Below are 22,063 nucleotides of genomic sequence, written 5' to 3'. Positions count from 1 at the left end.
CGCGGAGACACCCCGAGCCGCTGCGAGCGCTGGGAGAGATGCTGCATTCATACGATCCCAATTCTGCCCGCTCGCCGTCCCGTTGTGTTCAACGCCGTCGATGTCCACGACCGAGCGGTCGGCAACGTCGATGTCCTGTGCATCCGCGTCGGCGCTCACAAGCACAGAGGGCGGGCTGACCCGGACCTGCTGGCCGCGTACATCACGTGGCCACGCGGAGGCCGGTAGAGCCCTGATCGGCCCCCGCGTTTCGCCCGTCAGGTGACTGTCGCTGACCTCGGCCGGTCACCTCGCAGGCGATGGTGAGGGCGTGGGCGTCCAGGCCTCTCGGGTGCTGCCGGCGGGGGACTTTGCCCGTTCGGTCTGTCCTACAGCCGTGCCGGTCTACGAACATCTGAATCCTGCTCGGCCCCGGCGTTGCCGAGGAGCTTCTTCCCTGGTCCCGGCGCCCAGCCGATGCTCACCAGTCAGGAATGCTTTTGTCACTCCATTTGAAGGAGACGATATCTGGGGAGCTGCTGTTGTACTTGACGGAGTGTTCTTTCATGCTGCTGGAAATCAGTTTCAGGGTGTAGAAGTCGCCGGACCTGTCCTTGAATTTCAGGTGCAGCGCCGAAGCGAAGCCGCCTTTGGGTCCTTTTCCATCCACATACAGGCCATATTTGTAGACGGCGTGGCTGATGGTACGGAGAGTAATACCCTGGACGCACGCTCCGCTCTTTCCGGTCACGTGCGGGGACAGGTCAGTATTGCTGTCGATCGTGACGGTGTCGCGGGGCGCGAGCCCCTGCGTCGACCGTGCCAGGTGCGGATCGTACGGTACGTCGATCGAGAAATTCACGTACGGCATTTCTTTCCCTCCTCGTTCACGAAGAGGGCGGCGGTCCCTGCGAGAGGAACCGCCGCCACGAACGGGGGCACCCGGCGGCGCCACCCGCCCTACGCTAGGTCAGCCGGTCTGCTGGATACACGCTTGCAGGAACTTCGACGAGCTCACCGTCTTCCCCGCGTCCCACTCGCCCTTGTTGGTGTAGGTCACCACGGTGGGCGACGCTCCCCTGCCCGCTTCGATCAGACACCCGTCCGTCGACGCGCTGGTCATGATCGTCCCGACCTTCTTCGTACCGATGCTGAACACGAGCACCAGCTTGTTGATCGGCCGCATGATCCTGCTCGACTTGTCGATCGCCCTGAAGGCACACATCGGGGCGGAGACCTGCCCGCTTCCTTCCGCGCGGACCTGCTCCAGGCCGATGGTGAAGTCCTGCGACAGCGAGTTGCGGATCTGGATCCAGTCCTGCTGGTCATACTCGGTGTTCCGCTTCATGTCTTCCAGGCCGGGCTCCCACTCCTTGATCTCCATGCCCTGTCCGATGTTCACCGGCCTGGTGGTGCGGTGGGTGATTTCGACGCCGCTTCCGTAGGTCGTGTCCGAGTAGTACGCCTGAAGCGTCTGCTCCCACGAGATCGTGGTCTGCGCGGAGAGCTTGCTGTCCGAGAACCACACCGTCGGGCCGACGTTCTTCGGGCTGGCGACAATATCCGTCTCGATCGCCTTGAAGACGGTCAGCGTGTAACCGTCCTGCGCCAGCTCCGCCCTCTTCTCGTCTTCGATCTTCACTACGATTGAATACGTGTCCGACATCTCTGGTCTCCTTTTTGACGGTCTCCTTCTCGGGGCTGACCGACCGCTCCGAAAAAGTAGACACGGCGAAAAAACGAAGGCGTTTCTTTCCTTACGTACGCCCGATTCCACTTCGACGACATAACGGAGTGGACGCGGATGGAACGCCTGTCCTGAGGTGCGCGGGCACAGCGAACTGCACACCCCAACGGAGAGGCTCCTCCGTAGGTGAGGACAACCCTAGTGAGCAGCAACGTTCCACCGGAAATCACGACATGCAGAGATTTTTCCTCGCCCACGTGGACGGATTTCCGCCAGTGATTGCAGTTTCAACCGCACCCGAATCGCGTACCGGGCGGATCGGCGGAGCTGCGCCGACGCGGGGGCCAGTGCAAAGGGGCGCATACACTCCACCCGGCTGCTCGGGGCAAGAGCACGCGGCCCCCGCCTTCGCGAGCAGACGGAACGGGGGCAGTCCAGGGGATCCTCAGGGGCCCCGCGCCCTGGTGAGGTCCCGTGCGGGGAAAGCCGGCCTGACCCGCCTACCGCACCAGGCCGCGACGGCCGCACCCGAGGACCTCGACCACACCGCCTGAGTACCGTGCGCAAAGTCCAGAGCCGGACCGGGAGGACCCGTTGATCGCCCTTGACGCCCAGCGCGGTCGGGGAGAAGTTCCCGGCGTGGTCGTCCTGGTCCTCGGCCCAGCCACTGGAACAGCCAGGACCGCTTCCACCAGACCCGGCTCCGCAGCCACGAATTCACGCTCGGAGTCATCCGGAGGGGCGTATGGCGCGACCTTGTGTTGCAAGCCACCTGGCCCCCGACCGGCAACGGGCCGCTCCGGCCTGGCAGGACAGCCTGCAGGCGGTCGACTGCACCAGACCGAGTACGACGACGCCGTGCGCACTGCCCCGGGGTCCGCGACTTGCCAAGCCATCGCGTCCGAAGGCCACTTGAAACGCTCCCCACGAGAGCGCGGGTTGAGGGGCCGTCACGTCGTTTCCAGAAAGTCCACAGGTTCATGTCTATAACCCGAACCTCCGGGCAAGCGGGAGTCAACAACGATCAACATGAACCAACAATCTCCCACAGGAGGCAGATCATGCGACGTTGGACCATCCTTCCCGCCGCTCTCGTCCTCGCGGCCACCACGGCCCTGCCCGCCGCCGCGGCCGGACCCGCCCAACCGGCCACGCGGTGCCCGATCGGGTGGAACAGCCCCACCGAGGGCCGTTCCACCAGCCAGGCCCCGGAGCTGCGTGGCATCAGGAGCGGCGAGCACCCCTGCTTCGACCGGCTGGTGTTCGAAGCGCCGGGCAGCTCCCCCGCCAACCCCATCGGCTACCACGTCCGTTACACCGACGCCCTCCTCCAGGACGCCTCCGGACATCCCCTGCCGCTACGCGGCGGCGCGGTCCTGGAGGTGATCGTGGACTCGCCCGCCTACGACCGCCAGACCATGGCCCCCACCATCCCCGCCCGGAGCGGGCAGCCACTGCCCGGCGTCGACGTCACCGACTACCGCACCTTCCAGGACACCGTGTTCGGCGCAAGCCACGAAGGCCGCACCCAGATCGGCCTCGGCCTGCGCACCCGACTGCCCTACCGGATCCTCCAACTCGACAACCGACTGGTAATAGACGTCGCACACACCCCGAACGACACGGAACGAAAGTGACGGCGCCGCCCGAGACCCCGGCTCTACCTACAACCGACAGCGCGGCAATCCAACCGCTACGCGTGCCGCGGCGCGGCCAAGGCCGCCAGGAACACACGGGTGCCGGGACTACCGGCGATATCCGGCGGACACATCGAGCGCGGGCGACGGGGGCGCGGCGAGCGCCCCGGTGAAAGCCCTCAGGAGGACGTGTCCTCGGGTTCGCACCGGCACCTCAGCGGGGACGCCGCCGTGGCGTCGAGGTCCTGACGCTGACGCGGACCGACGCGGCCTTGGACTCCCAGCCGGTGCCGATGCCGTCCATCGCTGCCGGGAACGTCGTGGTCTCGCCGCCGGGGCGCTAAGGAGAGGGGCGGAACGCGCTCCGTGCGCGTTCCGCCCCCCTGGGATCAGGTGCCGGCCCGTATTGCCAGAAACAGCCAGGCCAGCGCTATGCAGGCCAGGGCCATAACCTCGCCGGGTTGCCTGAATGCCGCGCGGGCCGAGTCACGTGCGCGGAGCCAGGAGAACTTCAGCTGATCGGTGAGGCTCATGGGCGAGCCGATGAGTTCGGCGCCCATGTAGAGCCCGAGCGGGCTCAGGATGGTTGCGGCCAGCATCAACGGGGTGACCTGAGGCGCTATCACACCCACGATCAGGAACACGGCGGCTGCGACAACCCACATCCTGTAACGGGTCCGCTGGGGCAGGGCGAAGCGGTCGCGTTCCTCTGTCACGACTGCAGTCACCTCCTGCAGATCAGATGCGGTTCCCGGATGCGGCCATCGGCGGCGTTCCGAAGAATTGCATTATCGTGTTGATGACGGCCTGCATCTCACTGGGGTCACGGGCGAGCTTCGTCGTCTTGAGGTACGCCCTGAGAGGGTGTTCGATACCGTTTTAGGCTTCCGCGAGGGGTTTCTGGCGGAGGTATTGCCGGCTTCTGTCCGGACTGGCGGTGAGGCGGGTGGTCATGGAGTTGACCATGGCCCAGTGGATCATCGAGCGGGATCTGTCGGGTAATGCTTCGTAGTCCCGGTGGAGCCGCTTGTCCCGGGACATGATCCCGAAGGTCTGCTCGACGCGCCATCGGATCGGCTGGACGACGAAGCCTTTCTGTTCCTTGTCGCGGGCGACGACTTCGACGTCGATGCCGAGGTGGGCGCCGTGGCGGACGACGCCGTTGTTGTAGCCGGCGTCGACCCAGGTTTTCGTGACGGTGGGCCACTGGGTGGCGAGGGTGTCCAGGATCCGTTTCCCGCCCGTGGAGTCCTGGACGCCCGCGGCCGTGACAATCAGGACGAGGAGGAGTCCGAGGGTGTCGGTGGCGATGTGCCGCTTGCGCCCCTTGACCTTCTTGCCTCCGTCGAAGCCCTGCGATTCTTCCGGGGCGTTCGGAGAGGCTTTCACCGACTGGGCGTCCACGATGGCCGCAGTGGGCAGGATTCTGCGGCCCTTCTTCGCCCGCAGTTGGTCACGGAGCGTGTCGTGGATCTCCTCGGCCGTGCCGTCTCTCTCCCATTCCTTGAAGTATCCGTAGACCGTGGTGTGTGGCGGCAAGTCGTGCGGCAGGTAGCGTCAGGCGATGCCGGTCCGAGCGACGTAGAGGACCGCGTTGACCACCTCACGCGGGCTCGTCACCGGCGCTCGCTCCTCACCCACGCGGCCATCCGGCCGACCGCGAGGTTCATGTGGCCGAGTCCCCGACCTCACGCCCTGCCGGCCGACCAGCAGTCCCCAGTTCACCTGAGCTTGTTCTTTATCTACCAAGATCTTCCAGGCTTGCCGATGGCCTTGAGGGTCTCGGGTCGTTTGACGGTTTTGCCGACGTCGTAGCGGGGTGCCGGGTGTTTGTTCTTGGCGCCGGGTGGCCGGCCGGGTCCGGTGCCTCGGGGTTTGGGAACACGGGCCGGGCGAGCGCGGATGTTCCGAAACCCTCGGCGGACCCGGGCCGGGGTGAGCCGGTCGAGGCTGGTGGGCTTCTCCCACGGCCTACGGAGTTCCGTGGCGAGTGGGCGGGCCAGTCGGAGCTGGGTGTGGGCGACGATCAAGATCCAGGTCCAGCGGTCCGCAGCCTCGGGGGTGCGGAGTTTCGGGGTGGTCCAGCCCAGGGTCTGCTTCACGAAGCGGAACGTGTGCTCCAGGTCGAAGCGGCGGAGGAACGCCTGCCAGAAACGATCCACATCGTCCGGGGTCGCGCTGGTCTTCGAGGACCATAACCACACCGGTGGGGCGTCCCGGTCTTTCGACAGGTGCTCGACCTTCAAACGAATCAGCGTTCCTTCGACCAAGGGCAGTTCACCATCGTGGTCGAGCCAGGAGGAGCGGTGGGTGAGCCTTGGATGGACGCGGTCCCACGCCTGGGTCTCGGCCTTGCCGTAGTTGGTGGTGTCGGTGACCGTGGTGGTCGCGGGTTCGGGCCAGGTCTCTGGCTTGGTGAAGCGGAACTCTGGGCCGTGCTTGGGCGGCCGGCCGTTGACGCCGTGCATCCTCGGTGGTTTCGGCAGGCGCATGACGCGGTCGGAGCGGACCCGGCCGACCAGCTCGACGGGCAGGTCGCGCAGGACCCAGGCCAGGCGGGTGACGTCGTAGCCGGCATCGCTGACGATCACGATGGCCGGGTCCCCGGCCTGCCACTGCCCCGCGGTGATGAGTCGTTCAACGACTCCTCGGAGCTGGGCGGCGGTGATCGCGGTCGCGTCGTCGATCGGTCCGAGCCGGACCGCGTCCAGGATCGCGGTCCAGGATGTGGCGCCCGGCTCCAGTGCGGCCACGAAAGAGTAGGGCCAGCCCGGGATGAACTGCGAGGCCGTTTTCGCGCGGCCGTAGACGTGACAGAACAGTCGGTCGGCTGAGCACGGCGCGTCCGAGCGGAGCCACGGTGACACATCGACCGCCAAGACCAGGCGCCCGCCGTCGAACCGCGGCAGGGGCAGCCCTGCCAGCAGCGTCCGGAGCCGGTCGACGTCGATCCTGCCGTGGTTCAGGCCGCCGTACATCGCTCCGTGCCCACGACGGTGCTCGGGCAGAAGGGTCAAGTCCACCGGGGACTTCACCGCACCATCGGCACACAGCACCGCGTCCACCAACTCGAACAGTTCGTTGCGCCGAGCGGTCAGACACTCGTAGAACTCGCCCCGGAAGCGTGACGCCTCCGCGAACGCTTCCCTCCGAACAGCATCAGGCAGCAGACTCACCTCACGGCCTTCGTCGTGGTCACGTGCACCTTGGTCGGAGCACATGATCAGACGAAGGCCGCCCCCATGTCCGGTGATTCTCCATGTGAGCGACGCAGTTCGAGGCGCCCTTCGAGGGGACCCGAACCTCGAGCGAGTCCCTACCAACCCATGTTCTTGGCCACCTCGGCCTGGGCTGCGGCGATCTCTTCACCGGTGGACTCGATGATGTCCACCTCCTCCAGGCGTGCCAGCAGGTCTGCGAGAGCGTGCTTCTGAGCCGGGTGCGTGATCGGCACGGTGTTCAGGTCGGTGCTCATCAGCCAGTCGAACAGCACGATCGCGTCAGCACGCCACAGGCGGAGATCGACGGTTGGTGTAGACCCCCAGGGGAACCCAGTTTCCATGGGAGCATCTTGCCAGGTAAGCGCGCTGTGGCGCGTCACAGATCAACGGTCACGCGGCTGCCCGCCCAACCTTCGGCGTCGAGGTCAGAAGAGAAAGAACAAGCTGAGAGGGTGTTCGATAGGCATGGTGGCCGGCTTCGCCCCGTCATCCGGCACTCCGGACTCAAGCTGGCCGGTGGAAACCAGGGAGCGTACTTCCAGCCGTACACCGGTGCGCTGAGCGGCTCGACGGTGGACATCAACCTGATCCTGGAAGCCGCCTACATCCCCGCCTCCGGTGCGACCCAGACCCCGCTCACCACCGTCCTCGCTGTGGGCGGCAACATGTTCGTGCGCTACTCGGACGCGACCCACCTCGAGTTCGGCTACTGGGCCGGCGCCACGGAGGGCATCAAGCGCGTTGTCACGCCGGCCCCGTCGGCTGGAACCGCGCACAACGTCGGCCTCGCGTACGAACGCACCTCCACCGGCACGGTCATGCGGGCCTTCCTCGACGGCGCGGCCGTCGGAACCCTCACCTCGACCGCCCCCGCGGTACGGACGGGTTCCGTCGCCGACGTCGGCACCGAGGTACACCCCACCGGAACCGGCCGGGGGCTCAGAGGCACGATCACCTCCGTGGCGTACAGCACGTACAGCGGCGCGATTCCCGCCACCGACCTCCCCGCGTCCAGCGCGAGGTATCTGAGATCCGGCATGGAGGGGTCCTTCGCCACGGGCAACACCTACACCGGTGCGACCGGGGACGTGGTCAACGGAACACTGGCCCGGCGCAGCGGTGGCGAGACGATCGGCGCGGCGGGTGTGCAACTGGCAGGCGGGTCACAGGGGTTGTCGTTCACGCCGTCGTCCGGCGCCTTCACCGGTTCGACGATCGATACCAACCTGGTACTGGAAGCGAAGTACACGCGCAGCGCGGGATCGGCCCCGGCCTCCCTGGAAACCCTGCTCTCAGCGGGTGGAAACCTGTTCGTGCGCTACTCGGACGCGACCCACCTCGAGTTCGGGTTCGCCGACCCCGCCGGCGTCAAGAGGAGCGCCGTGGTGCCCGCGCCGTCGTCAGGGGTCGAGCACTCCGTCGCCCTGGTTTACGAGCGCACGGCGAGCGGAGCGATCGCCCGTGCGTTCGTCGACGGGACCCTGGCAGGCAGCGCCACCTCGACCACCGGTGGCGCGTGGCGCCTCGCGAGCGCGGTGGCGGACGTCGGCGTGGGCAACGACGTGCACCCCACCGCTCTCAGCCGGGGATTCGTCGGCACCGTCCGGCAGGCCGCCTACAGCACGTTCACCGGGCCGTTCAACACCTCGTACCTGATGAGCTCCGCGCCGTGCGTGACCGACACCTCCGTGATCCAGCCTGCCCGGACGATCCCGGTACTGTACAACGAGTGCCTCGACAGCCTGGTGACCAAGGCGAGCAAGGTGCGTCCCGACCCCCGCCAGTACACCTGGCAGCGCTACGACCAGATCGTGTTCCTCCACTTCGGCGTCAACACGTACACCGGCAACGAGTGGGGCTACGGCAACGAGGATCCCGACCTGTTCAACCCGACCGCGCTCGACACCGACCAGTGGGCCAGGTCGCTGAAGGACGCCGGATTCGCCATGGGAATCCTGACCGTCAAGCACCACGACGGCTTCCTCCTCTACAACTCCCGGTACTCCACACACGATGTGGGGTCGAGCAACTGGGAGAACGGCACCGGCGACGTCATGAAGCGATTCGCCGACTCCATGCGCAAGTACGGCCTGAAGGTGGGAATCTACGTCTCGCCGGCTGACGAGAACGCCTACTCCAACGGGACGGGCCTCTACGCCAACGGCAGCGCCCGCAGCAACCGCACCATCCCCACGCTGGTCGCCGGGGACAACCGGGCGGGCACCAACCCGCGGACCTTCACCCTGCCGGCCACCGACTACGGCTCCTACATGCTCAACCAGCTCTACGAGCTGCTCACCCAGTACGGCCAGATCGACGAAGTGTGGTTTGACGGAGCCTCAGGCCACATCCCGGCCAACAAGGTCGAGAACTACGACTACGACAGCTGGTACTCCCTCATCCGCTCCCTCGCCCCGACCGCAGTGATCGCCGTCGCCGGCCCCGACGCCCGCTGGGTCGGCAACGAGAGCGGTTTCGCCCGGCAGAACGAGTGGTCGACCCTGCCCACCACGAACGCCGTCCAGCACTACGCGATCGAGGGCTATTACGCAGCCGACCAGGGCAGCCGCGCCGTGCTCGCCACGGCTGGCAAACGCGCGGAGCACCTGTCCTGGTTCCCGTCCGAGACCGACGTCAGCATCCGGCCGGGGTGGTTCTACAAGGCCAACCAGGACAGTCAGGTGAAGTCCGTCCAGAACCTCACCCAGATCTACCACGAGTCGGTCGGCCGGAATTCGGTACTCCTGCTGAACATCCCGCCGGACAAGACGGGCAGGTTCACCTCTTTTGGCGTGAACCGCCTGGCCGAGTGGCGTGCCAACATCCAGCGGCTCTACCCGGCCAACCTCGCGGCCGGGAAGACCGTGACCGCGAGCGCGACCGCCGCCGGCTCCACGCCGGCAAACGCGATCGACGGCAGCTACGAGACGTTCTGGGACACACCCAGCAACGCGCCCGCGACGCTGACCGTTGACCTGGGTGCGTCCCGACAGGTCGACGGAGTGATCATCGCCGAGGAGATCAGGAAGGGGCAGCAGGTCGACTCGTTCACCGTGGAATACCTGAACAGCTCAGGAAACTGGGTCAAGGTACCGACCACCGAACAGACCCTCAGCATCAACGCCAAACGCATCCTGCCGCTGTCGTCGATCGTCACCGCAAAGAAGTTCCGCCTCAGCATCACCCAGGCCCGAGGCCCGATCAGCATCGCTACGTTCGGCCTCTACAAGGCAGGACCGTGATCACCGACCGCTAGTCGACAACGGACAGGAGAACGAAGCCCTCGGAAGTGAACGGGCCGCTGGAACAGCCAGGCACACTCGGGCTGTCCCCTCGCTGGCCGGGCGAAGTCAGCCAGACCAGGGGCCTGCAGCGGTCATCCGCCAGGAGGTGGACCTTGCTGGTCAGCCCGCCCCGGGAGCGTCCCAGGGCCTCACGTCCATCTTCGTCCACACGGGTGCCACCCCCTTTTCGGGGTGGTCGGCCGGGGGCGCGTGTCTTGCTCCAGCCGCGTGCTGATGGGCCCGGCAGGTGGTGGCGTCGACGTTGACCGCCCACGCGCCGTCCCCGTCCGGGGCGGTGGAGTCGGCGCCGGCCTGCAACGCTCGCAGGATCCTCGACCAGGTGCCATCGGCCGACCAGCGGCGGTGGCGTTCGTAGACGATCTGCCAGGTTCCGTAGCGTTCGGGCAGGTCACGCCAGGGAATTCCGGTGCGGGTCCGGTAGAGCACCCCGTTCACCACGGTGCGGTGATCGGCCCACCGGCCACCCGGGCGACCGGTCTCCGGCAGCAGCGGGGCTATGTAATCCCACTGAACATTCGTCAGTTCATGCCGACGCACCATGACGACTTCTTGCCCGGAACAGCGGTAGATCCACCATGCCGGGCAGGAGCCATCAGACACTGCCTAGCGGCGATTCGACGCCCCCCATGTCGCACACCGACAGCCCCGAACCGTGGTGGTGCGCAACGCCCGTCAGGGGACGCCCGCGGGTCCCGTCTCAGTGGCGGCCGACGCCGTCGTCCCGGCCGCCGCGGCGGGCATCGGGAAGACTCTTCCCTTCCCGCGCGCCGGCCGCGCTTCGCGGGCAGGTCCGTCGCCGTGCCCGCCCGGCTCACGGAGACGTGGGCTCCCCCAGGTCCGAGGTCGCGATGGCCCGGTCGACCGCCGCGGGGCTGAGGGTGTGCTCGATGACCATGACGGCGGCTCCGATCACGCCGGCGCGGTCGTCGAGTTGCCGTCCCCGGATGGAGAGGTGCTGGGTCGCCAGCGGGAGGGAGCGACTGTAGATGACCTCGCGCACCCCGGCGAGCAGGTGCTCTCCGGCTTCCGAGATGTCGCCGCCGATGACGATCACTCCGGGGTTGAAGAAGTTCACCAGCGAGGCCAGGACGTCGCCGATGTCCCGGCCCGCCTGGCGGATCAACTGGATCGCGGCGGGGTTTCCGGCCCGGACCAGGGCCACCACGTCCCGGCCGTCCGCGGCCTGCAGTCCCGACTCCCGGAGGCGTGCGGCGAGGGCGCCGCCGCCGGCGACCGCTTCGAGGCAGCCAGTGTTTCCACAGCGGCATGGTTCGTCCCCGGCCGTCGCCACCCGGATGTGGCCGATGTCGCCGGCCGAGCCCTGGGCGCCGCGGTGGAGGCGGTGTTCCGTGATGATGCCGCAACCGATTCCGGTGCCGACCTTCACGAAGAGAAGGTGCTCGACCTCGGGGCTGGCGGCCCAGTGTTCCCCGAGGGCCATGATGTTGACGTCGTTGTCCACCAGGACGGGTGCGCCGAGGCGGGGCGCGAGCCAGCCGGGAACGTCGAAGCCGTCCCAGCCCGGCATGATCGGCGGGTTCACGGGCCGGCCCGATGTGTGCTCGACGGGTCCGGGGAGACCGATACCGACCCCGCACACGTCGCTGAGGGTGCGTCCGACCTCGGTCAGCAGATCCGTGAACTCGTCGACGAGCCAGCCCAGGACGTGCTCGGGGCCCTCGGTGATGCGCAGGTCGCGGCTGCGTTCGGCGAGTACGTGGGTGGACAGGTCGGTGACGGCGATCCGCGCGTGCGTGGCGCCAAGGTCGGCAGCGAGAACCGTCCGTGCCCCGGAATTGAAGGAGAAGGCCGTGGCGGGCCTGCCGCCGGAGAAGATCGCGTCCTCCGTCGGGCGGATCCACCGCTGGTCAGCCAGGACGTCGAGCCGTTGGGTCACGGTCGATCTGGCGAGGCCGGTGAGCTGCACCAGCTCGGTGCGGGTGCGTGCGCGGCCGTCGCGCAGGATCGCCAGAAGGGCGCCGGCGCCTGCCGGTTCGGTGGTCAAGTCCTGCCTCCATCCATGTCGGTGCTGCAGCTGATCCATACCCCATTAATCATAACTCTCGTCACACTTAGGGTTGACGGTCGGAATAAGTCATCCCTAGGATCCGAAACATGCTCGATATACGACGACAGTCAGCGGAAGTCAGGTTAGGCATCGTAGGAACCGGTTTCATAGGCCGGATCCATGCCCGAGCCGCACGACAGGCCGGCGCCCGCTTGGTGGGCGTCGCGGGAGCGGACCTGGCGAATGCCACTGAAGGCGCCCAGGCGCTCGGCGCGGAGAAGGCCTTCGAGACGGTCACCGAACTGATCACGTCGGGCCTGATCGACGTCCTGCACATCTGCACCCCCAACCATCTGCACGCCCCCATCGCGCTCGAGGCGATGGAGGCCGGTCTGGCCGTAATCTGCGAGAAGCCACTGGCAACCGAGGCCCCGACGGCTCGGCTCATGGCGGAACGGGCCAAGGACACCGGGGTGGTGGCCGCCGTCCCCTTCGCCTACCGCTTCCACCCGATGGTCAGGGAGGCCAGGGAGCGGCTGACCGCACTCGGCCGCATCAGCCTGATCCAAGGCAGCTACCTCCAGGACTGGCTGCTTGAGTCGACCGACGACAACTGGCGGCTGGATCCCCGACAAGGCGGTCCCGGACGCACGATCGGCGACATCGGCTCGCACTGGTTCGACCTCGTCGAGTTCGTGACGGGAGACCGAATCACCAAGCTCTGCGCACAGACCTCGGTGGTCGTTCCCGAGCGTGCGGGCGGGGGACCTGTCCTCACCGAGGACCTCGCCACCGTGCAGTTCACCACCGCCTCCGGGGCCCTCGGCTCGGTCGCCGTCAGCCAGGTCGCCCCGGGTCGCAAGAACCGCCTCTTCCTGGAGGTGTCCGCCGCCACCGGAAGCCTCGCCTTCGACCAGGAGAACCCCGAGCAGCTGTGGCTCGGCGGACGGAGCGGCTCCCAGGCGCTCGTACGCGACCCGCTGAGCCTGTCGGAGGCGGCCAAGCGGTACTCGCCGCTGCCGGCCGGGCATCCGCAGGGCTTCCACGACTGCTTCGACGCCTTCGTGGCGGACGCCTACGCCGCGATCGGCGGGGACGTCCGCGAAGGGCTGCCGACCTTCGAGGACGGCGCCCGCGCCGCTCAGCTCACGGACGCCGCACTCCGCTCGGCGCGGGACGGGAGGTGGGTCGAGTGTTGACCATGAGAGGTATCGGCAAGAGTTTCCCCGGTGCTCGCGTACTGACGGACGTCCATCTCGACGTGGAGCGCGGCGAGGTGCACGCCCTCATCGGCGAGAACGGCGCCGGGAAGTCGACGCTGATGAAGATCCTCGCCGGGGTGCACACGCCCGACGAGGGAACGATCACCCTCGACGGCCGGACCGTCACCTTCAAGCACCCGACGGACGCCCAGAACGCGGGCGTGGCGATCATCTACCAGGAGCTCACCCTCCTCCCCGAACGGACCGTCGCCGAGAACGTCTTCCTCGGCCGCGAGCCGAAGCGCCTCGGCCTGGTCGACAGAGCGGCGATGGAGACGGCCACCACGCAGCTCCTCGATGAGCTGGGTGAGGGCTCCTTCGGCCCGCGCGATCTGGTGCGCCGCCTCTCGGTGGCACAGCAGCAGGTGGTCGAGATCGTCAAGGCCCTCTCGGTGGACGCCCGCATCGTCGTCATGGACGAGCCGACGGCCGCCCTGGCCGAGAGCGAGGTCGAGCTGCTGTATCGGCTGGTCCGCCGACTGAGCGAGCGCGGTGTCGCCGTCCTCTACATCTCGCACCGCCTGCGGGAGATCTTCGAACTCGCCGACCGCGTCACCGTGCTCAAGGACGGGGCCAAGGTCACCACCCTCCCGATCGAGGAACTCACCACGGCAGGACTCGTCCGGCTGATGGTGGGCCGCGAGCTCACCGAGTACTACCCGGCGCGCGCGACGCGACCTGCCGGGGACGTGCTGCTCAAGGTGAGCGGTGGCGGCAACGCCGTCCTTGACGGGATCGACCTGGAACTGCGTGCGGGGGAGATCGTCGGTCTGGCCGGACTCCAGGGAGCCGGCCGTACCGAACTCGCCAAGGCGCTCTTCGGGGCCGAACCGTTCACCCGCGGCGAGATGACGCCCCGGCGACCGGGCTCGGTCCGGGACGGGATCGCCGCGGGCATCGGACTCGTCACCGAGGACCGCAAGGCCGAGGGACTCGCCCTGCACCAGTCGGTCCGCGACAACGCGCTCCTCGTGGCCCGGACCCGCCGCAGAACCACCGGGGCCTCGGTCCTGGACCTCCTCAAGCGGGTACGGCTGGCCCCGCCCAGTCCCGAGAAGGAGGTCCGGTACCTCTCCGGCGGCAATCAGCAGAAGGTCGTCCTCGCCAAGTGGCTGACGGTGGCTCCGAAGGTGCTCCTGTTCGACGAGCCCACCCGTGGCGTCGACGTCGGGGCGAAGGCCGCCATCCACGAGCTCGTACGGGAACTCGCCGAGGACGGCATGGCGGTCCTGATGATCTCCTCCGAGCTCCCCGAACTCATCGGTATGAGTGACCGCGTCGTCGTCCTGAGGGACGGGCGCATCGCCGGTCACCTGCCCGCAGACTCCTCGGAGGAAGCCGTGATGCACCTGGCGGCCGGGTCATGACCCAGCAGCTCCAGACCCTTCCTGCGAAGGCGTTCTCCTCGCGGGGCTTCGCCGCGGACAGCCCTGCCAGGCCCGTCTTCGTGGCCCTGGGCGTCATCCTCATCGTGGCGTGGGTCCTGTTCTCCTTCGACGGAGGACAGTTCTTCAGCCAGAGCAACATCGTCGGGATCCAGCAGCGGTCCGCCGCTCTCGGCATCGTCGCGATCGGCCAGACGCTCGCGATCCTCGCCGGGTCGCTTGACCTGTCCGTGGCCTTCCTGATGAGCCTGAGCTCACTCGTCGCCGCCGAGACCATGGCCGAGTACGGCGTGCTGCCGGCGATCGGCGCCGTTCTCGTCGTCAGCGCGCTGACGGGGCTCGTCAACGGGGTTGCCATCACCGCGCTGAAGGTGCACGCATTCATCGCGACACTCGGCGTGTCGCTCATCATCAAGGGCATCCTCGAGTACCGCTACGACGGTCCCGCCGGCCGCGTGCCCGAGTCCTTCCAGCACCTCGGCTACGACCGCGTCGGACCCGTGCCCGTCTCGGCACTGCTCTGGCTGGCGATCGCGGTGTCGGCCTGGTTCCTGTTGCGCCGCACCCCGCTCGGCTACCGCATCTACGCCGTCGGCGGCGGCCCGGAGGTGGCCCGCCTCTCCGGCGTGCGGACCGACCGCGTCATCGTCGCCACACACGTCCTCTGCTCCCTGACCGCGGGCATCGCCGGTCTGCTGCTGGCGGCCAGGCTCGGTGCCGGCGCGCCCACCGTCGGCACCGACGGCGGCTACGACCTGGAGTCCATCGCGGCAGTCGTCCTCGGCGGCACCGCCCTCGCGGGCGGCAAGGGCGGCGTCGCGGGCACGGTCGGCGGCGTACTCCTCCTCGCCGTCCTGGACAGCGTCTTCAACCAGCTGGAGATCGATTCCTTCGCCAAGGACGTGGTCCGTGGTCTCGTCCTCGTCGCCGCCCTGGCGATCTACGCCCGCCGGAGGCGAGCACGATGAAGCGCAATCTCCCCATCTTCGGCGTGCTGGCCGTCCTTCTCGTGGCGATCGCGATCGCCAACCCCTTTTTCCTTGAACCGGACGGCTTCCTGGCCTTCGTCAAGCTGGCCGCGCCGCTGGCCATCCTCGCCGCCGGCCAGTACTTCGTCATCGTGTCCGGCGAGTTCGACCTCTCCGTCGGCTCGCTCGTCACCGCCGAAGTGGTGATCGCCGCCCGGCTGATCGACGGGGACTCCGGCGCCACCTGGCCGGTCATCCTGCTCCTGCTCGCCTTCGGCGCCCTCATCGGTGCCGTCAACGGGCTGGTGACCACATTGCTGAGGGTGCCGTCCTTCATCGTGACCCTGGGCTCGCTCCTGATCCTGTCCGGCGCCGTCTTCCTGTGGACCGGCGGCTCCCCGCGCGGCGCGCTGTCGGAGGAGTTCCGCCAGTTCGGCCGCGGCACCCTGGGGCCCGTGCCGTGGTCGGTACTCGTCCTCGCCGCCATCGTCGCCGGCGTCATCGCGCTCATGCGCTCCGACTTCGGCCGCACCCTGATGGCCGCGGGTGACAACCCGGTCGCCGCCGGCCTGTCCGGGGTGCGCGTGCGGCGCGTGAAGACCATGGCCTTCGTCCTGTCCGGACTGTCGGCCGCGGTCTGCGCCATCCTGCTCGGCGGATTCGCCGGCGTGTCCGCCAAGGTCGGCGAGGGCCTGGAGTTCCAGGCGATCACCGCGGTCGTGCTCGGCGGTGTCGTCCTCGGCGGAGGCCGCGGATCCGCCGTGGCCGCCATCGCCGGCGCATTCACCCTGCAAGCCCTCTTCACCCTGCTCAACCTGCACGGGATCTCCGGCGCCCTCGAATTCACCGTGCAGGGAATCATCCTCATCGTCGCCGTTGCCCTCGGGTCCGTCCAGTTCCCGCGGCGCGCCAAGTCCGCCTCCACCACCGCATAGAGGAAGCACCATGTCGCACATTCAGAGACGCCTTCTCGCCACCGCAGCAGTGGCCGCCCTTGTCGCGCTGACCGGCTGTTCCAGCGACCTGCCCGGAGACGCGCCTTCCGGCTCCGCGTCCGCCGGCCAGAGCGCCGACGGACAGAAGAAGACGGGCGAGCAGTCGTCCTTCTTCAACCAGGCCGACTACGAGGCCCAGCTCGCCATGCGGACCAAGCAGCCGACCGGTCCCGCCGACAAGCCGTGGGAGCAGGCCATCGACCCCAAGCCGGTCGACACGGCCAAGTACAAGAAGGCCGGCCCGTACCACCTCTGCTTCTCCAACGCCGCCACCAACAACCCCTGGCGCCAGGTGGGCTGGAAGACCATGCAGGCCGAGGTCGCCGCGCACAAGGAGATCGCCGAATTCACCGTCCTGGACGCCGAGGGCAAGGACGACAAGCAGATCTCCGACATCGCCGAGCTGACGGCGAAGGGCTGCGACGCACTGATCGTCTCGCCCAACACCACCGCCACGCTCACCCCGGCCGTCAAGGGCGCCTGCCCGAAGGTCCCGGTCATCGTCTTCGACCGCGGCGTCGGGACGGACTGCCCGGTCACCTTCATCAAGCCGATCGGCGGCTACGCCTTCGGCGCGGACGGCGCGGAGTTCCTCACCCAGAAGGTCAAGCCCGGCGGAAAGATCCTCGCGCTGCGTATCCTGCCCGGCGTCGACGTCCTGGAGACGCGCTGGTCGGCCGCGAAGAAAGCGTTCGACAAGAGCGAACTCGACGTCGTCGGCGTGGAGTTCACCGACGGTGACGCCGCCAAGACCAAGAGCATCGTCACCAACTACATCCAGCGCCACGGCAAGCTCGACGGTCTCTGGCTGGACGCCGGCGCCACCTCAGTCGCCGCCGTCGAGGCGTTCGAGGACGCCGGCCTGCCCGTCCCGCCCCTCAACGGCGAGGACCAGCAGGACTTCCTGCAGAAGTGGAAGGACGCGAAGCTCACCGCGATCGCCCCGACCTACCCGACCTACCAGTGGCGCACCTCGGTCATCGCCGCGCTGAAAATCCTCAAGGGGGAGAGCGTGCCGAAGGTCTGGAACCTGCCGCAGCCGGCCATCACCCAGGACAAGCTGGACTCCTACCTCAAGCCCGGTATGCCGCCGCTGCACTACGCGCTCTGCGGCTGCGAGAAGATGGCGGGCTACCCGCAGAACTGGGGCGGTAAGTAGATGCCCTCGATCGGCGTCAACACATGGGTCTGGGACTCGCCGTCGACCGACACCTCGCTCGCCCGGCTCGTCCCGAGGATCGCCGGATGGGGCTTCGACACGGTCGAGCTCCCGGTCGAGAACCCGGGCGACTGGTCCCCCGAACGCACGGCCGACCTCCTGCGGGGGCACGGACTCGGCGCGTCGGTGGTCCTCGTCATGGCCCCCGGCCGGGAACTGGTCGCCGCCTCGCCCGAGACGGTCCGGGACACCCAGGACTACCTGCGGCACTGCGTCGACGTCGCGGTCGCCGTCGGCTCGCCGACGATCAGCGGTCCTGCCTACGCCTCCGTGGGGCGCACCTGGAAGCTCGACGCGGACGAGCGGCGCTCCGTCTTCGCCGAGCTGCGGGAGAACCTGCGCCCCGTCCTCGCCTACGCGGGCGAGCGCGGCGTACGTGTCGGCGTCGAACCCCTCAACCGGTACGAGACCAGCCTGATCAACACCGTCGAACAGGCCCTCGATGCCCTCCCCGCCGAGTGCGGCCTCGCACTCGACACCTACCACCTCAACATCGAAGAGAGGAGCCCCGCCCAGGCGATTCGGGACGCAGGAGCCCGTATCGCGCTCATCCAGGTGTGCGGCACGGACCGCGGCGCCCCCGGATCCGACCACTTCGACTGGGCCGCGTTCGCAGCGGCCGTCAAGGACACGGACTACACCGGGCCGTTGGTCATCGAGTCCTTCACACCGGACAACACCACCATCGCGACGGCGGCCTCCATCTGGCGCCCGCTCGCAGCGAGTCAGGACGAACTCGCCACGGGCGGTCTCGCGTTCCTCCGCACCCTCTGAAGTACCGCACCTTTCCCTCCTCATCACGGAGATTCCAGTGCACATATCCAGAGCGAGCCGCGCGTTGGCGGCACTCACCGTCAGCGCGCTCACCGCGCTCCTCGTTCCCGGGGCTTTCGCCCAGGCGGCCGAGGAAGCCGATCACAAGGTCCTGCTGTTCACCAAGACCGCGGCCGGCGCCTACCGGCACAGCTCCATGGACGCGGCGATCGCGGCCTTCAACCAGATGGGCGCCGCCAACGGCATCCAGGTGGACGAGAGCGCCGACTCGAGCGTCTTCAACACCACCACCCTGAACACGTACGACGCCGTGGTCATGCTCCAGTCCTCGGGCATGGTCTGGGACAACGACGCCCAGCGCGCCGCCGCCCAGGCGTACGTGCGCAGCGGTCACGGCATCGTGGCGGTCCACAACGCCACCGACATGAACATCGAGTCGGAGTTCCCCTGGTGGGACGACGTCGTCATGGCCGGCGCTCACATGACGGCGCACTCCAGCATCGTGCAGGGCACGGCCAAGGTGGCGGACAAGGTGCACCCGTCCACCGCCGGGCTGCCGGACCGCTGGGTGCGGTCTGAGGAGTGGTACAACTTCGACAAGAACGCGCGCGGTGACGTGCACGTCCTGGTCACGGCGGATGAGACCACCTACGACGCAGGCGGCGCCAGGATGGGTGCCGACCACCCGATCTCCTGGTGCCGCAACGCCGAGGGCGGCAAGGTGTGGGCCACCGCGATGGGCCACGAGGCGGCCGCCTACTCGGAGCCGAATTTCCTGAAGCATCTGCTCGGCGGTCTCAAGTGGGCCGCGGGCGCGGCCGCGGGCGACTGCGGCGGCACGGTCGCCGACCGCTACCAGAAAGTGACCCTGGACGGCGCCCCCGACCAGCCCATGCAGCTCGACGTGGCCTCCGACGGCAAGGTGTTCTACATCTCCCGCTCGGGCAAGGTGAACGTCATCCACACGCACGACGGCGTGCCCGAGACGCACCTCGCCGGTCAGCTCAGCGTCTACGACGGTGGTGAGGACGGCGGCATCGGCCTGGCCCTCGACCCGGACTTCGCCACCAACCGGTGGATCTACCTCAACCACTCGCCCACCGGCACCGCCGAGATCAACCGGGTCACCCGGTTCACCATCAAAGCCGACGATACGCTCGACATGGCCAGCGCCAAGACCGTCATCGAGGTCCCGGCCTACCGAGGATCGGACGAGCCGGGCCACACCGGCGGCAGCCTCGCCTTCGGGCCCGGCGGCAACCTCTACATCGGTGTCGGCGACGACACCAACCCGTTCGCGTCCGACGGCTACGCGCCGATCGACGAGCGGGCGGGCCGCGAGAAGTTCGACGCCCAGCGCTCGTCCGCCAACACCAACGACCTGCGCGGCAAGATCCTGCGTGTCCACCCCAAGGCCGCTGGCGGGTACACGATCCCCGCGGGCAACCTGTTCGCACCGGGCACCGTCAAGACGCGGCCCGAGATCTACGCGATGGGCTTACGCAACAGCTTCCGCTTCGCGGTCGACCCGGAGACCGGCTGGATCTCCGCCGCCGACTACGGGCCCGACGCGGGTGGGGAGAACGCGAACCGCGGTCCCGAGGGCACCGTGGAGTGGAACCTGATCAAGCAGCCGGGATTCTACGGCTGGCCCTACTGCGTCGGTAACAACATCCCCTTCAACGACTACAACTTCGCCACCGACACCTCCGGCGCCAAGTTCAACTGCGCGGCACCGGTCAACAACTCGCCGAACAACACAGGTCTGACCACGCTACCCGCGGCCAAGCCCGCGCAGGTCTGGTACGACTACCACGCCTCCGCCGAGTTCCCCGAGATCGACCTCGCCGGCGGCGCGGCCCCGATGGGCGGCCCGTTCTACCACTACGACGCGGCCAGCACCTCCGAGCGCAAGTTCCCCGCGTACTACGACAAGACTCCCTTCTTCTACGAGTGGAGCCGCAACTTCGTGAAGGAGTTCCGCCTCGACTCCGCGGGCGACCTCCTGAAGATCAACCCGTTCGTCGCCCAGCTCGGCCTGCGCGCGCCGATCGACATGAAGTTCGGCCCGGACGGCGCGATGTACCTCGCCGAATGGGGCAACGGCTACGGGCACTCCAACACCGACGACGGCATCTACCGGATCGACTACGTCGCCGGCAACCGCGCACCGCTGGCCAAGGCGAGCGCCACTCCCGACAGCGGACAGGCCCCGCTGGACGTCGCCTTCTCCTCCACCGGCTCCGCCGACCCGGACGCCGGCGACGTGCTCACCTACACCTGGGACTTCGGTGACGGATCCACGGGCACGGGCCCGAACCCCGCGCACACCTACACCGCCAACGGCAACTACACCGCTCGCCTGACAGTCACGGACGCCGCAGGCAAGACGGGCACCACCAACATGCCCATCGTCGTCGGCAACACCCGGCCGAAGGTCACCTTCACCACCCCGGGCAACGGCCGCGTCTTCTCCTACGGCGACACCATCAACTACCAGATCGCCGTGAACGATCCGGAAGACGGCACCATCGACTGCTCAAAGGTCGTGGTGACCGCGGCGCTCGGCCACGACAGCCACAGCCACGACACCGGCCAGTACACCGGGTGCAGCGGGTCCATCACCACCAGCGCCTCCGGCCACGACGCCACCGCGAATACCTACTTCGTGCTGTCGGCCGACTACACCGACAACGGCGGTCTGAAGGGCACCACGAGCGCGACCCTCCAGCCGCGCCACAAGCAGGCCGAGTACTTCACCGCCCAGTCCGGCATCCGGGTCATCGACCAGAGCGGTGCCCAGAACGGCAAGCGCATCGGAGACATCTCAGACGGCGACTGGATCGCGTTCAAGCCCCTGAACCTGACCGGAGTCGAGTCGGCTACCTTCCGGGTCTCCGCCCCCTCCAGCACCGGCGCCTCGATCGAACTCCGGGCCGGCTCGCCGACCGGCACGCTCATCGCCACCAGCCCCGTCCCGTCCACCGGCGGCTGGGACAACTACGTCGACCTCACCCCCGTCGCGGTCACCGACACCGCCGGAACCCAGACCGTGTACGCGGTCTTCAAGGCACCGTCGGCGGACTCCTTCGACCTCGACGCGATCACCTTCAACGCACCCGGGACCGGGACGCCCGTCCCGACGAGCGGTAACACCTACACCGTGACGAGCGAGCACAGCGGGAAGCGGATGGACGTGCGCTCCGCGTCGACTGCAGACGGAGCGGCCGTCATCCAGTACACGGACAACGGCGGCAGCAACCAGAGGTGGCGGCTGACCGATGTGGGCAGCGGTAGCTTCACCCTCACCGCGCAGCACAGCTCCAAGTGTCTGGACCTGCTTTCCAAGAGCAACGTCAACGTCCAGCAGTGGACGTGCGTGGCGGGTGCGTCGGACCAGAAGTGGAAGCTCCAGCCGGCCGGGCTCGGTGCCTACCGGATCGTCTCGCTCCTCAGCGGAAAGTGCCTGACCGTGCCCCAGGCCTCCACCGCTGACGACATCCAGCTGACCCACGCGACCTGCAGCACCGCCGCGGCCAACCAGAAGTGGAGGTTCGGCCAGGTCTAGCCCCTCCGACCACCGGTGCCCGCCCCTGACCGCGGGCGGGCACCAGGCCCCACAG

16 protein-coding genes and 1 pseudogene are annotated in these 22,063 nt (G+C 68.0%); 9 read left to right on the top strand and 8 right to left on the bottom strand.

All coding sequences use genetic code 11. The features are described from left to right. Positions 1-460: 460 nt before the first annotated feature. Positions 461-850 (bottom strand): hypothetical protein, encoded by a 390-nt coding sequence (locus tag OHA84_RS36685; RefSeq protein WP_266967125.1) that lies wholly within the window; start codon positions 848-850, stop codon positions 461-463. Between the two features lie 99 nt (positions 851-949). After that, positions 950-1,645: a hypothetical protein gene (locus tag OHA84_RS36680; protein ID WP_266967126.1), complete on the bottom strand. Its 696-nt coding sequence runs from the start codon at positions 1,643-1,645 to the stop codon at positions 950-952. A gap of 1,082 nt (positions 1,646-2,727) precedes the next feature. Between OHA84_RS36680 and OHA84_RS36675 the strand changes: the two genes are divergently transcribed. Next, the gene (locus OHA84_RS36675; RefSeq protein WP_266967127.1) at positions 2,728-3,303 is read left to right on the top strand and encodes a hypothetical protein; all 576 of its coding nucleotides are present in this window, start codon (positions 2,728-2,730) and stop codon (positions 3,301-3,303) included. A 389-nt stretch (positions 3,304-3,692) separates the two neighbouring features. Here the strand turns inward: OHA84_RS36675 and OHA84_RS36670 are convergent, their stop codons facing one another. From OHA84_RS36670 to OHA84_RS36655, 4 genes are all read right to left on the bottom strand, one after another. Continuing rightward, entirely contained in the window at positions 3,693-4,019 is a 327-nt protein-coding gene (locus OHA84_RS36670) for a hypothetical protein (protein ID WP_266967128.1), read from the bottom strand. Between the two features lie 163 nt (positions 4,020-4,182). After that, positions 4,183-4,854, bottom strand: coding sequence for an IS5 family transposase (locus OHA84_RS36665; RefSeq protein WP_323181961.1), 672 nt, complete (start codon positions 4,852-4,854; stop codon positions 4,183-4,185). A gap of 191 nt (positions 4,855-5,045) precedes the next feature. After that, entirely contained in the window at positions 5,046-6,479 is a 1,434-nt protein-coding gene (locus OHA84_RS36660) for an NF041680 family putative transposase (protein ID WP_323181791.1), read from the bottom strand. A gap of 140 nt (positions 6,480-6,619) precedes the next feature. After that, positions 6,620-6,865 (bottom strand): hypothetical protein, encoded by a 246-nt coding sequence (locus tag OHA84_RS36655; RefSeq protein WP_266967134.1) that lies wholly within the window; start codon positions 6,863-6,865, stop codon positions 6,620-6,622. A gap of 111 nt (positions 6,866-6,976) precedes the next feature. On the opposite strand from OHA84_RS36655, the gene OHA84_RS36650 reads away from it, so the two are divergent. Beyond that, positions 6,977-9,766 carry an alpha-L-fucosidase gene (locus tag OHA84_RS36650; protein ID WP_266967136.1) on the top strand — a complete coding sequence of 930 codons (2,790 nt, stop codon included), beginning with the start codon at positions 6,977-6,979 and terminating at the stop codon, positions 9,764-9,766. Between the two features lie 73 nt (positions 9,767-9,839). On the opposite strand, the pseudogene OHA84_RS36645 reads toward OHA84_RS36650, so the two are convergent. Further along, a pseudogene (locus OHA84_RS36645) lies at positions 9,840-10,366 on the bottom strand (IS5 family transposase); the annotation flags it as partial. A gap of 274 nt (positions 10,367-10,640) precedes the next feature. Beyond that, the gene (locus tag OHA84_RS36640; protein WP_266967137.1) at positions 10,641-11,834 is read right to left on the bottom strand and encodes an ROK family protein; all 1,194 of its coding nucleotides are present in this window, start codon (positions 11,832-11,834) and stop codon (positions 10,641-10,643) included. 110 nt (positions 11,835-11,944) lie between these two features. Between OHA84_RS36640 and OHA84_RS36635 the strand changes: the two genes are divergently transcribed. From OHA84_RS36635 to OHA84_RS36605, 7 genes are read left to right on the top strand one after another with little or no spacing between them, the layout of a single operon-like run. Next, positions 11,945-13,036, top strand: coding sequence for a Gfo/Idh/MocA family protein (locus OHA84_RS36635; RefSeq protein ID WP_266967139.1), 1,092 nt, complete (start codon positions 11,945-11,947; stop codon positions 13,034-13,036). Beyond that, positions 13,030-14,466 carry a sugar ABC transporter ATP-binding protein gene (locus tag OHA84_RS36630; protein ID WP_266967141.1) on the top strand — a complete coding sequence of 479 codons (1,437 nt, stop codon included), beginning with the start codon at positions 13,030-13,032 and terminating at the stop codon, positions 14,464-14,466. Before OHA84_RS36635 ends, OHA84_RS36630 begins: the two co-directional genes overlap by 7 nt. After that, a complete protein-coding gene (locus OHA84_RS36625) occupies positions 14,463-15,452 on the top strand; it encodes an ABC transporter permease (RefSeq protein ID WP_266967143.1) in 990 nt (329 codons plus the stop codon). Before OHA84_RS36630 ends, OHA84_RS36625 begins: the two co-directional genes overlap by 4 nt. Next, positions 15,449-16,387: an ABC transporter permease gene (locus tag OHA84_RS36620; protein ID WP_266967145.1), complete on the top strand. Its 939-nt coding sequence runs from the start codon at positions 15,449-15,451 to the stop codon at positions 16,385-16,387. The genes OHA84_RS36625 and OHA84_RS36620 overlap by 4 nt, the downstream gene beginning before the upstream one ends. 10 nt (positions 16,388-16,397) lie before the next feature. Next, positions 16,398-17,606: a substrate-binding domain-containing protein gene (locus OHA84_RS36615; RefSeq protein ID WP_266967147.1), complete on the top strand. Its 1,209-nt coding sequence runs from the start codon at positions 16,398-16,400 to the stop codon at positions 17,604-17,606. Then, positions 17,607-18,440, top strand: coding sequence for a sugar phosphate isomerase/epimerase (locus OHA84_RS36610; RefSeq protein WP_266967149.1), 834 nt, complete (start codon positions 17,607-17,609; stop codon positions 18,438-18,440). 37 nt (positions 18,441-18,477) lie between these two features. Continuing rightward, positions 18,478-22,008: a ThuA domain-containing protein gene (locus OHA84_RS36605; protein WP_266967151.1), complete on the top strand. Its 3,531-nt coding sequence runs from the start codon at positions 18,478-18,480 to the stop codon at positions 22,006-22,008. The last annotated feature ends 55 nt before the right edge of the window (positions 22,009-22,063 follow it).

The organism is Streptomyces sp. NBC_00513 (genome assembly GCF_041431415.1).
In the GTDB taxonomy this organism is placed as follows: Bacteria; Actinomycetota; Actinomycetes; order Streptomycetales; family Streptomycetaceae; genus Streptomyces.
The sequence above is the reverse complement of the archived record's forward strand: the minus strand, read 5'-3'. Positions and strand labels throughout refer to the sequence as shown.

Bases quoted from the DNA above. Each gene is read 5' to 3' on its own strand.
- OHA84_RS36655 (WP_266967134.1), bottom strand. From the start codon at position 6,865: ATGGAAACTGGGTTCCCCTGGGGGTCTACACCAACCGTCGATCTCCGC.
- OHA84_RS36625 (WP_266967143.1), top strand. From the start codon at position 14,463: ATGACCCAGCAGCTCCAGACCCTTCCTGCGAAGGCGTTCTCCTCGCGG.
- OHA84_RS36635 (WP_266967139.1), top strand. From the start codon at position 11,945: ATGCTCGATATACGACGACAGTCAGCGGAAGTCAGGTTAGGCATCGTA.
- OHA84_RS36620 (WP_266967145.1), top strand. From the start codon at position 15,449: ATGAAGCGCAATCTCCCCATCTTCGGCGTGCTGGCCGTCCTTCTCGTG.
- OHA84_RS36675 (WP_266967127.1), top strand. From the start codon at position 2,728: ATGCGACGTTGGACCATCCTTCCCGCCGCTCTCGTCCTCGCGGCCACC.
- OHA84_RS36680 (WP_266967126.1), bottom strand. From the start codon at position 1,645: ATGTCGGACACGTATTCAATCGTAGTGAAGATCGAAGACGAGAAGAGG.
- OHA84_RS36685 (WP_266967125.1), bottom strand. From the start codon at position 850: ATGCCGTACGTGAATTTCTCGATCGACGTACCGTACGATCCGCACCTG.
- OHA84_RS36615 (WP_266967147.1), top strand. From the start codon at position 16,398: ATGTCGCACATTCAGAGACGCCTTCTCGCCACCGCAGCAGTGGCCGCC.
- OHA84_RS36610 (WP_266967149.1), top strand. From the start codon at position 17,607: ATGCCCTCGATCGGCGTCAACACATGGGTCTGGGACTCGCCGTCGACC.